General features: G+C 59.0%; 15 protein-coding genes. 6 read left to right on the top strand and 9 right to left on the bottom strand.

Going from position 1 to position 14,487, the window contains the following annotated elements; all coding sequences use genetic code 11:
* The first annotated feature begins 242 nt into the window (after positions 1 to 242).
* On the top strand, positions 243 to 851 hold the full coding sequence (locus G5358_RS17030) for an ACP phosphodiesterase (RefSeq protein ID WP_216953349.1): 609 nt from the start codon (positions 243 to 245) through the stop codon (positions 849 to 851).
* Between the two features lie 56 nt (positions 852 to 907).
* On the opposite strand, the gene G5358_RS17025 is transcribed toward G5358_RS17030, so the two are convergent.
* The gene (locus G5358_RS17025) at positions 908 to 1,291 is read right to left on the bottom strand and encodes a DUF2069 domain-containing protein (protein WP_216950561.1); all 384 of its coding nucleotides are present in this window, start codon (positions 1,289 to 1,291) and stop codon (positions 908 to 910) included.
* Positions 1,288 to 1,638, bottom strand: a complete 351-nt coding sequence (arsC, locus tag G5358_RS17020) for an arsenate reductase (glutaredoxin) (RefSeq protein ID WP_043121948.1) — start codon at positions 1,636 to 1,638, stop codon at positions 1,288 to 1,290. Before arsC ends, G5358_RS17025 begins: the two co-directional genes overlap by 4 nt.
* 60 nt (positions 1,639 to 1,698) lie before the next feature.
* Between arsC and G5358_RS17015 the strand changes: the two genes are divergently transcribed.
* Positions 1,699 to 2,181 carry a TlpA family protein disulfide reductase gene (locus tag G5358_RS17015; protein WP_219311123.1) on the top strand — a complete coding sequence of 161 codons (483 nt, stop codon included), beginning with the start codon at positions 1,699 to 1,701 and terminating at the stop codon, positions 2,179 to 2,181.
* Between the two features lie 119 nt (positions 2,182 to 2,300).
* Here G5358_RS17015 and G5358_RS17010 read toward each other — a convergent pair whose 3' ends face one another.
* Entirely contained in the window at positions 2,301 to 3,755 is a 1,455-nt protein-coding gene (locus G5358_RS17010; protein ID WP_369126841.1) for a M48 family metalloprotease, read from the bottom strand.
* Between the two features lie 121 nt (positions 3,756 to 3,876).
* On the opposite strand from G5358_RS17010, the gene G5358_RS17005 reads away from it, so the two are divergent.
* Genes G5358_RS17005 through G5358_RS16995 form a run of 3 tightly spaced genes read left to right on the top strand, consistent with a single transcriptional unit; the run spans position 3,877 to position 6,048 of the window.
* On the top strand, positions 3,877 to 4,110 hold the full coding sequence (locus G5358_RS17005) for a sulfurtransferase TusA family protein (RefSeq protein ID WP_005344720.1): 234 nt from the start codon (positions 3,877 to 3,879) through the stop codon (positions 4,108 to 4,110).
* A gap of 25 nt (positions 4,111 to 4,135) precedes the next feature.
* A complete protein-coding gene (locus tag G5358_RS17000) occupies positions 4,136 to 5,206 on the top strand; it encodes an AI-2E family transporter (RefSeq protein ID WP_005333851.1) in 1,071 nt (356 codons plus the stop codon).
* A gap of 35 nt (positions 5,207 to 5,241) precedes the next feature.
* Positions 5,242 to 6,048 carry a MipA/OmpV family protein gene (locus G5358_RS16995; RefSeq protein ID WP_421324558.1) on the top strand — a complete coding sequence of 269 codons (807 nt, stop codon included), beginning with the start codon at positions 5,242 to 5,244 and terminating at the stop codon, positions 6,046 to 6,048.
* 83 nt (positions 6,049 to 6,131) lie between these two features.
* On the opposite strand, the gene G5358_RS16990 is transcribed toward G5358_RS16995, so the two are convergent.
* A complete protein-coding gene (locus tag G5358_RS16990; protein ID WP_421324557.1) occupies positions 6,132 to 6,932 on the bottom strand; it encodes an alpha/beta fold hydrolase in 801 nt (266 codons plus the stop codon).
* A 128-nt stretch (positions 6,933 to 7,060) separates the two neighbouring features.
* Here G5358_RS16990 and ppk2 point away from each other — a divergent pair, with 128 nt between their 5' ends.
* Positions 7,061 to 7,876 (top strand): polyphosphate kinase 2, encoded by an 816-nt coding sequence (gene ppk2 / locus G5358_RS16985; protein ID WP_005361444.1) that lies wholly within the window; start codon positions 7,061 to 7,063, stop codon positions 7,874 to 7,876.
* Between the two features lie 112 nt (positions 7,877 to 7,988).
* Here the strand turns inward: ppk2 and G5358_RS16980 are convergent, their stop codons facing one another.
* The 5 genes from G5358_RS16980 to yejK all read right to left on the bottom strand — a co-directional run bounded on the left by G5358_RS16980 (position 7,989) and on the right by yejK (position 14,451).
* Positions 7,989 to 9,125, bottom strand: coding sequence for an ABC transporter ATP-binding protein (locus G5358_RS16980; protein WP_005333867.1), 1,137 nt, complete (start codon positions 9,123 to 9,125; stop codon positions 7,989 to 7,991).
* A gap of 68 nt (positions 9,126 to 9,193) precedes the next feature.
* Positions 9,194 to 10,084, bottom strand: a complete 891-nt coding sequence (gene malG, locus G5358_RS16975) for a maltose ABC transporter permease MalG (RefSeq protein WP_005333868.1) — start codon at positions 10,082 to 10,084, stop codon at positions 9,194 to 9,196.
* A 12-nt stretch (positions 10,085 to 10,096) separates the two neighbouring features.
* Positions 10,097 to 11,749 carry a maltose ABC transporter permease MalF gene (malF, locus tag G5358_RS16970; protein WP_005333870.1) on the bottom strand — a complete coding sequence of 551 codons (1,653 nt, stop codon included), beginning with the start codon at positions 11,747 to 11,749 and terminating at the stop codon, positions 10,097 to 10,099.
* A gap of 75 nt (positions 11,750 to 11,824) precedes the next feature.
* Positions 11,825 to 13,006 (bottom strand): maltose/maltodextrin ABC transporter substrate-binding protein MalE, encoded by a 1,182-nt coding sequence (gene malE / locus G5358_RS16965; protein WP_005333871.1) that lies wholly within the window; start codon positions 13,004 to 13,006, stop codon positions 11,825 to 11,827.
* A 395-nt stretch (positions 13,007 to 13,401) separates the two neighbouring features.
* Positions 13,402 to 14,451, bottom strand: a complete 1,050-nt coding sequence (gene yejK, locus G5358_RS16960; protein WP_421324556.1) for a nucleoid-associated protein YejK — start codon at positions 14,449 to 14,451, stop codon at positions 13,402 to 13,404.
* Positions 14,452 to 14,487: the final 36 nt, after the last annotated feature.

Genomic DNA, 14,487 nt, shown 5'->3' with positions numbered 1-14,487 from the left:
CGTCGAACCACTCGGAGAGATAGAAAGGCTTGAAGTAGAAGGCCAGAAAAAAGCCTCTGGCTTTGCGCATCATGGTGGTTTGTCGCGTCCTGTGACAAAGATGGCATCACCTTAGCACGCCCGAATTTTGCCCGGCAAGAGGCAGCCGCAGGGCAGTAGCAAAATCCCGATCATGGTCAAGGCAGGCGGGATCCGTTAGGCTCGAAGCACCTTGCCATCCCATAACAGACCCACAGCGACCGATGAATTTTCTGGCCCATCTCCATCTGGCTGCCCACACCCGAAGCTCCCTCACCGGTAATCTGCTCGGCGATTTCGTCAAAGGCACGCTGCCCACGGGGCTTGCCGCCCACTTCGATGAGGGGATCTGGCTACACCGCAAAATTGACGCTTTCACCGACGGCCACCCTGAGCACAAGGCGGCCGTCGCCTGTTTCGAGGCCCCCTGGCGCCGCTTTGGCGGCATAGTGGTGGATATGATCTACGACCACTGGCTGAGCCAGCACTGGGAGCTGTTCAGTACCGAGCCCCTTCCCCGCTTCCTGCAACGCAGTTATGAACAGCTATTGGCGGATCACCCACGCCTGCCGGATGGACTGCCACTCCCCCTCAAGCGGATGGCCGAGCAAAACTGGATCGCCTCCTACCGCCACAAGGAGGGGCTGGGGCAAGCGCTGAATGGCATCGGCCGCCGACTGCGCCGTCCGGTACAACTGGGAGAGGCGCTGTTGACCCTCGATGAGTCGCAGTGGCAAACATGCGAGGCGGGATTTCTGCGTTTCTATCCCCAGTTGATGGACTTTAGCCAGCAACAGCTGGCCCAATATCGGGCAGCCCACGGGGCACAGTAATCCCTCTGGATAGCCCTGCGTCCCCATAAAAAACGCCCCTTGCGGGGCGTTTGTCATCAGTTGGCTTCGTCTTTCTTTTTGCGAATGCTTAAGCCAAGTTCGCGACCACGCAGTCGGGCGTAATAGATGGTGCCGACAAAGGCGATAGTGGTGAACAGCAGTTCCACCACAGCCAGCCACCGCTCCCCCTCATCCGTGGTGATCAGGGTGAGGGCGTGGAGGAAATAGGGCATCAACACGAAGTTGCCCCAGGCGTGGGTGTAGGGGTTGCCCTGCACTATACCCTTGAGAGGGAAGAGCAGCGGCACCGTCCAGATCACCGGCAACAGCCAGGGGTTGAGGTCCGGATGGGGCGACAGCCACAGATGCCAGAGGATGACCCAGCACAGCAGGCCGAAGAAGCCGACCAGAGTCAGCCAACGTGCGAAGCGGGTGCTCACTTGAGGATCTCCAGCACCTGCTCCGGCGGGCGACCGATGCGGGCCTGGCCGTTCTTGATGACGATAGGCCGCTCGATGAGCTTGGGATACTGGTGCATGGCGCGAATGAGGTCATCGCCGCTCACCTCGCCAAGCCCCAGCTCCTTGTAGAGATCTTCCTTGGTGCGCATCAGCTGACGCGGATCGCTGAACCCCAGCTGGCTCAGCAGGGTGCGGATCTCTGCCTCGCTCGGGGCCTGCTCCAGATAGAGCACCACATCCGGGGCGATCCCGTGCTGTTCCAGCAAGGCCAGGGTTTCACGGCTCTTGGAGCAGCGCGGATTGTGGTAGATTTGGGTCTCGCTCATGATAACTCCCTGATTAATCGCAAGATGGGACAAGAAACGGCGCTATTGTAGGGGAAACTGATGGTCAGGGTAAGCGCGCGAGTGCAGGAATTGAAACGAATTTGTTGGCTGATTGTGGCCGGCCTGCTGACGGCCTGCAGCCCGGCTCCTCCGTTCACCGACAGCCAGAACCAGCCGGTGGCCCTGGCCGACTTTGCCGGCAAGCCGCTGTTGGTCAATTACTTCGCTCCCTGGTGTGCCCCCTGCCTGCGGGAGATACCGCTGCTGGAGGCGCTGGCACGGGAGGGGCAAACTGCCGTGGTAATGGTCAACTATGACCCGACCACCCCGACCGAGCTCGCCAAACTGGCCGGGCAGTACCACATCAAGGTGCCGCTGCTCATCGCCCGGCAGGAGGCGAGCCTCCCCTTCCCCCGCCCCGCCGGGCTGCCCACCAGCTATCTGCTCGATGGCGAGGGCAAGCTCCAGCAAACCCTGGTGGGCGAGCTCACCCCATCGCGGCTCGAGGCCCTCAGGGCATCCGTCAAACCAGTTGGCCACTGAGCGCCCAAACCCTTGCGAAAAAGCCAGCCAGCTGGCGTTCCCGCCATTCTCTTCGCCATCATAAAACAACAAGGGCGCACCGAGGTGCGCCCTTGTCGTGAGTGAGAGCCGCTGGCCCGTCAGCCCTTGAGGCTGTCGAGATCCTTCTTGGCCCGCTCCAGCTCGGTGATGCGCGCCTCCAGACGAGCCAGGGTCATCCGGTCGCTGGTGGTACCGCGCGCCACGATCAGCTCGTCGATGGCAGCCTGATAATCCCCGCGCAGCGCGAGCATCTCGGCCCGCGCCATATGCAGCTCGGTCATTCTGCCCGCCTTGCGATAGGCATCGGCCAGCAGGTTCCAGGCCAGATTGTTCTCCTCATGGGCACGGGCATAGGGGTCGAGGATGGCGATGGACTTCTTGTAGTTGCCGCTCTCGAGGTAGGCGTTGCCGAGGTTGACCACCACCACTTCGTTGTCCGGCATCCGGCTGCGGAACTTCTCGAGGCGCGCGATGGCCTGAGCACTGCGCCCCTTGGCCAGATCGATGTCGGTCTGGGCATCGACGATAAAGAGATCTTCCGGATGACGGGCCGCCAGCTCCTGCATCAGGGTATCAGCCTCGTCGGTGCGCTTGAGCTGGATCAGCGCCAGCGCCTTGCCATAGATGGCGGCATCCTTGAGCGGATAATCCCCCTTCTGGATCCGGGTATCGAAGTAGCTCAGCAGCCCCTGCGGGGTATCGGTACCAAAACGGACCTGAATACGTACCTTGGCCAGCCAAAAGTCGAGGCTGGGCGGCAAGTCGCGGCGGCCATAGCTGCCCGCCCGAGCGCGTGCCTCGCTGATCCGGGTCTCCGGCAGCGGGTGAGTGAGCAGCATTTCCGGCGGCTTGCTGGCGTAACGGTACTCGGCAGCCAGTTTCTGGAAGAAATTGGCCATCCCCATGGGATCGAAACCGGCATCATAGAGCGTCTTCATGCCGATGCGATCCGCTTCATATTCGTTGTCACGGGTGTAGTTGATGGCGGACTGCATGGAGAGGCCCAGCGTGGTCTGCAGCGCGGCGATACCGGCGGTCGGGTTGATCACCGCCAGCGCGATGGAGCCCACCAGACCGGCCAGGGTCACTGCCGAGCTACTCGCCTGCGCCTCCATGTAACGGGCGATATGGCGCTGGGTCACGTGGGTGATTTCGTGGGCCAGTACCGAGGCCAGCTCGCTCTCGCTGTCGGCGTAGAGGAATAGACCAGTGTGCACCTTGACTCGCCCGCCGAGGAAGGCGGCCGCGTTGATGCTGGGATCATTGATGAGGAAGAAGGTAAACGGGAAACGCACCCCATCGGCGTTGGTCAGCAGTCGCTGGCCCAGATCGTCGATGTACTGGCTCAGCACCGGATCATCGATGATCGGCAAGCCGGCACGGGCAAAACGCATAAAGGCGTTGCCGTAACGCACTTCCTGCTCGATGGGCAGGGCCGCCACCCCGGCCGTGCCGATGTCGGGAAGCTGATTGTTGGCCTCGGCATGAAACGTGGCGCCCATCAGGGAAGCCAACAGGGGAAGCGATGCCATCAGGGGGGAAAAGCGTGCCACGTTATCTCTATCTCCATCAGAAAGGGCCTCGGCAGAATACCCTTGCCCATCAAGGGCTACAAGCGTTGTTTCACGCCCTTATCACGGCCATAATAGCGGCCACCTGCCTGATGGAGTCCCCATGGAAGTTCTCGACCTGACCCCCTGGCGTTGCCCCGAGCCGCTGATCCGGCTCAAGCTCTGGTTAAGGAAGGCCCAAAGCGGTCAAACCGTCACCATCCGGCTGGCCGATGCGGGCTCCCGGCAGGATATTCCAGCCTATCTGCACCGTCAGGGCCACCATGTCGAGATGCAGCAAGAAGCGGACAATACCCTCTCTTTGCAGTTGGTTGTCGGGGCGAAACAACCATCTTGAGCCCCAGTGATGTAAGGATGCCGTCATGTTAGAAGTATTGAAGCGCTGGTATCAGACCCGTTTTTCCGATCCCGATGCCGTTACCCTTTTCCTGTTGCTGGTGTTCTGCTTCACCATCATCTGGCTGTTTGGCGATCTGCTGGCCCCCCTGCTGGTGGCGCTGGTAATGGCCTATCTGCTGGAGTGGCCGGTCGCCCGGCTGCAAAAAGCGGGGCTGTCGCGCACCCTGGCCACCAGCGTCATTCTGATCCTCTTTATTGCGGTAGCAGTCGCCTCCTTGCTGGGTCTTATCCCGACGCTGGTGAGCCAAGGGATCAATCTGGCCAAAGAGGCGCCGGCCATGCTGACCCACGCTCAGGATTATGTGCGCACCCTGCCTGACAAATACCCCGAGCTCATCGACGTCAGTCTGGTGGAGACCGTCATCGACAATATTCGCCAGCGCATCCTCAGTGGCGGCGAGCATCTGGTAAGCGCCTCCCTCAGTTCGCTGGTCAACGTGGTCGCCATCATGATTTACCTCATTCTGGTGCCGCTGATGGTCTTCTTTATGCTCAAGGACAAGCGGGTCTTGATGGGCAGCCTGCGCCGCTTCCTGCCGCGCAACCGCACCTTGGTCAACCGGGTGTGGGTCGAGATGAACAACCAGATCATCAACTACATCCGTGGCAAGGTGATCGAGATCCTGATCGTCGGCATCGCCACCTATGTCCCCTTCGCCCTGATGGGGCTGCGCTACTCGGTGCTGCTGGCGGTCGCGGTCGGCTTCTCGGTGCTGATCCCCTATATCGGCGCCGCCGTGGTGACCGTACCGGTAGCCATGGTCGCCCTGTTCCAGTGGGGGCTCACCCCCGAATTCGCCTGGCTGATGGTGGCCTATCTGGTCATTCAGGCCCTCGATGGCAACCTGCTGGTACCTGTGCTCTTCTCGGAAGCGGTCAACCTCCATCCGGTGGCCATCATCATCGCCGTGCTGGTCTTCGGCGGCTTGTGGGGATTCTGGGGAGTCTTCTTCGCCATTCCCCTCGCCACCCTGGTCAAGGCGGTGATCAATGCCTGGCCAAAACGCGAAGAGATGCCCGGTGCCGCAAAATAACCTGCTTCCCCTGCAATCGTGACAACGGAGTGTCCATGACCTTTTTTCGTCAAATCAGAGCGGCAGGGCTGACGGCCCTGCTCCTCGCTGCCGCCCTCCCAGCGCGTGCCGATATCGATCTTGGCGCCATGGATCTGCTCACCAGCGACAGCCCTACCAGCCCGGTGCCACAGGGCTTTGTCGCCGGTGCAGCGCTCATCGGGGGACAGGCCCGTTATGAAGCGCAGGACAACGCCCTTTACGCCATCCCGGGCTTTATCTATTTTGGCGACCAGTTCATGTTTCTGGGGGATCGGGCCCGCTACTACTTCCACAAGGATGAGAACTTGGCCCTCTACGGCTATGGCCGGGTCCGTTTTGGCAATCTGGATCCCGAGGACTCTCCGGCCTTTACTGGCATGGAGCAGCGAAAATGGCAGCTGGAAGGCGGGATCGGTGGCAACATCATCACCCCCTACGCCCTGCTGACCGTGCGTGCCAACAGCGATGTCACCGGCCGCAGCAAGGGACAGGAGCTGCTGCTGTGGGCCGATTTCCCCATCCTGCGTGACAACCTGCTGATCATGCCGGGGATGGGGCTGATGCTGCGCAGCGACAAGATGGCCAACTACTACTTCGGCGGCATCTCCGAGAGCGAGGCAACCGCCCAGCGGCCCGCCTGGGATACCGGTACCACCCTCTCCCCGATGGCGGCGCTCATCACCAGCTATCGCTTCAGTCCCGACTGGATCGGCATGTTTGCCATGAACTACGAATGGTACGACGGCGACATCGAGCACAGCCCGCTGGTCCAGCACACTGGCGAACTCTATGCCGGCGTGGGGATCGGCTATATCTGGTAGTCGGCATAGCAGGCAGCGACAAGACCAGACGCGCAAAACAAAAAGGGAGCCATCGGCTCCCTTTTTGTTTTGCGGCGCACGCCTTACAGCGCAGCCAGAAACGCGCCCAGCTGCTCATTGACGAAGGCCGGATTTTCCAGCGACGAGATGTGGCCAGCCATCGGGATCTCCCTGAACGGGCAACCCAGCACCTCGGCCATCAGATAGCCCTCCAGCACCGGACGCGCCTTGTCTTCGCAGCCGGTCATCACCAGTGCGGGAGTGGTGATCTCCTCCAGCCACTCGATACGATCTTCGCGGGTCACAAAGCTGCGGCCCACCGCCACCATGGCGGCAATCTTCTCGTTTGGCCAAGCGGCCAGACGCGCCTTGAAACCACTCATCAGCGCCTCATCAGGCTGGCTGGCAAAGAAGATAGGCGCCACCTGTTCGATGATGGGTGCAGGGACGGTGCCGAGCTGCTCGATCATCGCCAGCATGCCTAGGTAGCGCTCGCAGGTGATCTGCGGTTCAAGGCCGACAAAACTGTCCATCAGCACCAGACCCTTGAGGCGGTTTGGCACCATGCGCGCCAGCTCCACACCCCACATGCCACCGATGGAGAGGCCCACCAGTACGAACTCGTCAACCCCGAGGGCATCGAGCAGCGCCAGGTGATCCCGCGCCAGAGTCGCCAGGGTGCAGCCACCTTCGGGGAGCAGGTCGGAATCACCGTGGCCCCACAGCTCGGGAACGATGCAGCGATAGCTGCCCTTGAGCGCCTCGATTTGCGGCGCCCACATGGCGCTGTCCCACAGATAGCTGTGGCCAAACAGCAGTACCGGCCCTTGCCCTTCATCCAGATAGGCCATCCGGCGGCCCGCTATCTCCATAAAATGCTTCATGTTATCTCCTGTTGCCAGCGATGGGCGGGCAGTGTATCACGTCCCCCTTGGCAGGTGACGCCTCCCTGGTGCAAGCTGACAGTGACTCAAAGAAGTCACCCATGAAAGGATGCCAAAAGGAGAAGCCCATGGCGAAGGAGAAGAGCAAGAAGCGGCCACGTCTGGACAAGAAGTGCTACGAGCACCACCTTGCCCATCTGCAGGAGGAGCTGGTCAAGCTGCAGGAGTGGGTCAAGCAGGAGGGACTGAAGGTGGTGGTGCTGTTCGAAGGACGGGACGCCGCCGGTAAAGGGGGCGTCATCAAGGCGATTACCGAACCGCTCAACCCCCGGGTCTGCCGGGTCACGGCGCTGCCCGCCCCCTCCGATCGGGAGCGCTCCCAGTGGTACTTTCAGCGTTATGTGGCCCACCTGCCCGCCGCTGGCGAAATGGTGCTGTTTGACCGCTCCTGGTACAACCGGGCCGGAGTCGAGCGGGTGATGGGATTTTGCAGCGACGCCGAGTATCGCGAGTTTCTGCGTGCCTGCCCCGAGTTTGAGCGGATGCTGATCCGCTCCGGCATCACCTTGATCAAATACTGGTTCTCGGTCAGCGACGAGGAGCAGGAGAAGCGCTTCAAGGAGCGGATCAACACCCCCATCAAGCGCTGGAAATTCAGCCCGATGGATTTGCAGTCCCGCTCACGCTGGGTGGAATACTCCCGCGCCAAGGATGACATGTTCACCTACACCGACACCGAGGATTGCCCCTGGTTCGTGGTGGAGGCGGACGACAAGCGCCGTGCCCGCCTCAACTGCATCGCCCATCTGCTGAGCAAGGTGCCCTACGAGGCGATCCACTACGAGCCCATCAAACTCCCCCCCATCAAGACCGAAGGGTATGAGCGCCCGCCGCTGGCCAGCCAGACCTTTGTGCCCGATATTACCGCCGAACTCGAGGCCTGAACCGGGTTACCTTGCCTATCTGCGTGTTCAAATCGCAGGCAATAAAAAGCCGGTCTGACGACCGGCAAAAAGGCATTGATTATTAAGAAAGGAAAACCGGCACAACAAAAAATCAGGTACGGATATATTTGGCGGTACGGGGGAACGCCTGCTCCTTGGCATCGAACAGGTAGCAGGCTTCGGCCGGGATACCCACGCTGTAGGTTTGACCGGTCGCCACATCCACATCCGAGGTGGCCTTGACGGTAAAGTCGTGACCATCCACATCCATATAAACGAAGGACTCGGCACCCAGGTGCTCGGCCACCTGCACGATCCCGCTCACCTTGCTGTGTGCATGGGGGTGATCCAGCGGCATCAGGTGCTCGGGGCGAATGCCCAGCTCCACCTTGTCACCCACAGCGCCACTGCGGGCATCGACCCGGGCACGCACGGTATCGCCAGAGGTCAGCTTGACCAGGCACTCCTGCTCGCCAATCTCCAGCAACTCGCCCGCCAGGAAGTTCATCTTGGGAGAGCCGATAAAGCCCGCCACGAACTTGTTGTCTGGGTTGTGGTAGAGATCCAGCGGTGAACCGAACTGTTCCAGGTTGGTGGCAGCTTCGGCCTTGAGCGGGCTCAGCACAACAATCTTGTCGGCCAGGGTCATCGCTTCCACCTGATCATGGGTCACGTAGATGATGGTGGAGTTAAGCTCTTTGTGCAGCTTGGCGATCTCGATCCGCATCTTGACCCGCAGCGCGGCATCCAGGTTGGAGAGCGGCTCGTCAAACAGGAACACCTGCGGCTGCTGCACGATGGAGCGACCGATGGCGACACGCTGACGCTGACCACCGGAGAGCGCCTTGGGCTTTCTGTCCAGCAGCGGCTCAAGACCCAGGATCTCGGCGGCGCGCATCACCCGCTTGTGGATGTTCTCCTTGTCCATTTTCTTGAGCTTCAGACCAAAGGCCATGTTCTCGTAGATGTTCATGTGCGGATAGAGGGCGTAGGACTGGAACACCATGCCGACGTTGCGCTCTACCGGCGGCACGTCGTTCATGTAGCGACCGCCGATGGTCAGCTCACCGCTGGTGATGTCTTCCAGACCCGCGATCATCCGCAGCAGGGTGGATTTACCGCAGCCGGACGGGCCGACGAAGACGATGAATTCGCCCTCCTTGATGGAGAGGTTGATGTTGCGCAGGGTGTCCTTGTGAACAGCCGGATCGTAATTTTTGCGAACGTTGTTGAGTACTACTTCAGCCATGACGAGCTCCGCTCTTGAATCTTTGCAAATCGTGATAGCGGGGGGAGTCAGCTCCCCCGGCCATAAACTTAACCTTTCACACCACCGGCGGTCAGACCGCCAACCAGCCAGCGCTGTGCCAACAGGAAGACCACTGTGATGGGGAAACCGGAGAGCACTGCGGCCGCCGCGAAATCACCCCACAGATAGTTCTGCGGATAGAGGTACTGCTGGGCCCCGACCGCCAGGGTCAGATTGTTCACATCCTGCAGCAGGATGGAGGCCATGGGCACCTCGGTAATGGAACCGATAAAGGCCAGAATAAACACTACAGCTAGGATGGGCACCGACAGAGGCAACAGGATCAGACGGAATGCCTGCCACGGGGTTGCACCGTCGATGGCCGCCGCCTCCTCCAGGGAGGAGTCGATGGTCTCGAAGTAGCCCTTGATGGTCCAGACGTGCAGGGCAATCCCCCCCATGTACGCCAAGATCAGGCCACCGTGGGTGTTGAGACCCAGCCAGGGAATATAGTCACCAATCTTGTTAAAGAGCGCGTAGATGGCTACCAGCGCCAACACCGCCGGGAACATCTGGAAAATCAGCATGCCCTGCAGGATGGTGGACTTGCCACGAAAACGCAGGCGGGCAAAGGCGTAAGCACAGGTGGTGGAGAGCGTCACGATCATCAGGGCAGTGATGCCGGCGATCTTGATGGAGTTCCACAACCAGGTCAGCACCGGGAACGGCGGCGGCGTGATGCTGCCGTCGGCGTTGGTGATGGACATGCCCAGCGCAAGCTTCCAGTGATCCAGCGTCGGATTGGAGGGGATGATCTCCCCTACCGCGAAGTTACCGTTACGGAACGAGATGGCGATAACCATGATCAACGGGAAGATGATCAACGCCAGGAAGCCCCACATGACCAGGTGGGTTGCCCACACCCGGTATTTGACTGATTTGGGTTGTACGATTGCCATGTTGAAGCCTCCTTACAGCTGCTTGTCGGCTTTGGACAATTTCAGGTTGAGCAGCGCCAGCGCACCCACGATGAGGAAGATAGCTGTGGCGATGGCACTGGCCAGACCGTAGTCCTGACCACCCGATCCCTGGAACGCAATCCGGTAGGTATAACTCACCAGCAAGTCGGTGGTACCGGCCGGGGTGCTGGCGCCGATGATGTCGGGCGCACCGTTGGTCAACAACTGGATAAGCACGAAGTTGTTGAAGTTGAATGCGAACGAGGCAATCAACAGCGGTGTCAGCGGCTTCATCAGCAGCGGCACGGTGATCTTGAAGAAGTTCTGCACCGGACCGGCACCGTCCATGGCGGACGCTTCATAAAGATCTTCCGGAATGGCTTTGAGCAGGCCCATGCAGAGGATCATCATGTAGGGGTAGCCGAGCCAGGTGTTTACAATCAGGATCATCACCTTGGCCAGGAAGGGGTTGGTATACCAGTCCGGCTTGATGCCAAACGCCGCTTCCAGGAACATGTTGATCTCACCGAAGTTCTGGTTGAACAACCCCTTGAACACCAGAATGGAGATAAACGCCGGGATCGCATAGGGCAGGATCAACATGACCCGATAGAAACCGCGCCCCTTGAGCTCTTCCCACTGCACCAGACAGGCCAGCACCATGCCGATAGCCAAGGTGAAAGCGACGGAGCAGGTTGAGAAGATCACGGTCCAGATGAAGATCTGCAGGAAGGGTGACTGGATGCCCGGATCGGTGACGATGCGCGCGAAGTTCTTCCAACCGACGCTCACCACAAAGCCCGGAGCAATACCCTTGCCGACAAACTGACCCTGTTCGTCGATGTACTGATAGAAGCCGGTCTCGCCATTGGGCAGCATCAGCTCGCCATTCTGGGTATCACGCAGCAGGTTGCTGTCTTTGATCACCACGCCGGACTTGAGCACGGCACCATCCATCAGACGGGTGTAGTGCTGCTTCTGGGCGGCAAACTTGCGCAGGCTGCTCAGGGTCAGGTGGGTACCGCCATCCGGCAGCACCAGATCAAGGTCACTCAGGTGAGTACGATGCTCAACAATGGCGCGGATCGGTGCGGCCTTGCTGGCCGCTTCGCCAGTGAAGGGCTGCAGCTCGACCACTTGCTGGGTGTTCTGCACACGGCCCTCGCGGGACGCCAGCTCACGGGCCTTGTTGGTCATCAGGGAAACAGGTTGGCTGATAAAGGATTGATCATCCTGTGTCAGCAGCAGCTGGAACTGGCCGTTGTCGCCACCCAGCAGGGTAAAATCGAATTCACCGCCCGCCACCTTGTAGGTTTTCTTCAGGTGGTAGTCCCGCGCCTGCTCCACGGAGAGCAAGTTGGACCCCGAATAGTTGGTGAAGGCAATGCCAATGGTGTAGGCAAGAGGGAAGATGATAAACACAACCATGCCCGCAACACCCGGAAAGATGTAGCGATGGGCATAGGTCTTCTTGTTCATGAAGACATACAGACCGACGGAAACCACCACCAGATCCAGCAGCGCGAATACCCACTCGCCACTGGCGTACATCATCACGGCTGCGTAGCCGTTGAGGATGGCAACCAGGGCCGCTATGGTCCACTTAAGCCAGGTGTGCTTATCCTTCGGACCGGCATAGGACTCAACAGAAGGTACTACTTCCATGCCAATTAACCTTTATAACGCCAAGAGAGATTTGAGAGAGTGGGAGGCCATGACGGCCTCCCGGGTAGTGCGTGCTTACTGAACGATACGCTTGGCAGCGGTATCCAGAGCTTCGTCAACACCCTGACGACCGGAGGTCACGTTCTTGAGGGCAGTTTCGAAGGAAGACCAGAAACGGCTCATCTCGGGAACGGATGGCATCGGCTCGCCAGCCTGGGCGTTCAGCATGGTGGCCTTAATGTGCGGATCGGATTCCAGGGTCTTCTGGAAGGATTTCAGCGCAACGGCACCCAGCGGCTTGTCGGCGTTAACCGGCGCCAGACCGGCATCGGTCAGCAGGTAGTTTTCCAGGAACTCGATAGCCAGATCCTTGTTCGGGCTGGCAGCGTTGATGGTGGCACCCAGTACGCCAACGAAGGCTTTGGCCGGCTTGCCGTTCAGGGTCGGCAGCGGCGCTACGCCGTACTTGATGCCGCTCTTGTCCAGGTTGCTCCAGGCCCAGGGACCATTGATCATCATGGCCACTTCGCCCTTGTTAAACTTGGCGTCCATCACACCGTAGTCGATGCCTTTTTCCAGGTGACCGGACTTGATCATCTCGGAGATGTAACCCACGCCCATCTTGGCGCCCGCATTGTTCACGCCGGTATCTTTAACGTCATAACCGGTAGCGGTTTTCTTGAAGGCGTAACCACCGTTGGCAGCCACCAGCGGGTAGCTGAAGTACGGGGTGTCATAAGCCCACATGATGGCGCGCTTGCCGTTTTTCTTCAGAGTCTCGTCAATCTTGGCGATCTCTTCGAAAGTTTTCGGCGGCTCGGGCAGAAGGTCTTTGTTATAGATCAGGCTGACCGCTTCCATGGCAACCGGGTAACCATAGGTTTTGCCATCAACAGTCATGGCATCCCATGCCAGCTGTTCAAATTTGCCTTTGGTGGCAGCGTTCGGGGTCACGGGGACCAGCAAACCGGCTTTGACCCACTCACCGTAACGGTCGTGAGCCCAGAAGAAGATGTCCGGGCCGTTGCCAGTGGCTGCGGCTTGCTGGAATTTCACTTCAACCTGATCCGGGTGAGCCACAGTAACCTTGATGCCGGTTTCTGCTTCAAACTTCTTACCCACTTCAGCCAGACCGTTGTATCCCTTGTCACCGTTGATCCAGATGGTCAGCTGGCCTTCATCGATGGCAGCAGTAGCAGAGCAAGCGACGCCAAGAGTGGCCAGACCGATCAGGGATGACAGCAATTTCTTTTTCATGAGCCTTTCCTTGTATTAGTTCCGCGCTGTAAGAGCATTGTGTGCGAGATGAATATTATCCCAAGCGGCAAACGGCTCACATGACGCAACTCGCATTTTTGAAATGCAATTACGTATTTCCTTCCAGAAAGTTTTGAAAACATTTTCTTATTTCAGGGGGTTAGCGCCATTTATTGGCATATTTCTCGCCAATGCAAGAAATTAAATTACCAAATAGAAATAAAAAAACACGATTGAAAGGGTTTTCACCTCATTGAAAACCCTTTCACATGGATAATTCTGTTTAATTTGTTAACAAAGCACCGAGTTGGTTTCGCTGCCCCCTGCCCCATTAAATAAAAAGACACCGCAGCGAACTGCGGTGTCTTTTTGCCAAAAATGAAGGCCGGATCACATTATGACTGGCGCAGCAGCTGATCCTTGAGATTTGGCGGCACCCCCTTGATGGTCAGGGTATCGGTCTGCGGGTCATAAAACACCCTGCAGTTCAACAGTTTCTGCTCGAAGCTCAGGGTCAGGCCGCCCCCGGAGCCGACAAACTTGGTCAAGCCGCGCAGGGTGGAACGGTCAGCCGGGAAACGCTCTTCCAGCTCATACTCCCGACCGATAAAGCTGTAAAAATCGAGATCGCCATCGCCGGGCAATTCTGCTGACAGCTCCTTGATCTCGATCTCTTCACCGGCACTCGCCTGTTCGGAGCAATATTTGAAGACCTGCTTTTTATAGTCATTGCGCTCGGTCGGTTCGAGCTGGCGACTGTCGCAATAATCTTCTACCGCCTGCAGCAAGCCTTTATTCTGCACCTTGGCATCCATCCCCTCACGGGCCCCCAGCAGATCCATAAAGAAATCGCCCAGTTTGCGACCGATACGTCCCTTGCTGAAGGTGATATAGCGGCGCGAATCCGGTTGGGTTTTCCATTCGGTCAAATCGATACGAGCCACCAGATTGAGTTTGCCGATATCGAGATACTGGATATGACGCAACTCCAGCGCTTCGCTGACGGTGACGCTCTCCTTGCCTTCCAGCAGAGCGATCATCAAGTAGTCAACCCCCACGTAGTTGTACTTGGCAAACAGCAGTACCCCCTGCTCATCGAGGGCGTGCTCCACCAGTTGCCTGACCAGCAGCTGGGTCATCTCCACCGAGAAGGGGACGAATTCGAGCTGCTCGTCGAGCAGTTTTTCCAGCGCAATGCGAAACTGGGGAGAAGGCTGTTTGGGAGCCTCTTCACCGTCAGCCAGCTCGGCGACGGCGGCCTCGGGGTCTGCAAAAAAGCCAAAGCCCTTGCCCCCCTTGCCATTGTAAATGCGGTGCAGCTCCGCCATCAGCCCCTGTACTGCCTCGTCAGCAGGCAGAAGCTGGCTGCGGGTGTCGGCGTGAGGTTGACCATCGCCGCCCTGGCGCAGGGAGTGAAGAATGATCTTGTCGATATCGAGACTCATGTCACAAAGCCATAGTGTTAGCCGAAAGGGTGAAGT

Source organism: Aeromonas sp. 604176 (assembly GCF_049170755.1).
Taxonomy (GTDB): Bacteria; Pseudomonadota; Gammaproteobacteria; order Enterobacterales; family Aeromonadaceae; genus Aeromonas; species Aeromonas veronii_A.
The sequence above is the reverse complement of the archived record's forward strand: the minus strand, read 5'-3'. Positions and strand labels throughout refer to the sequence as shown.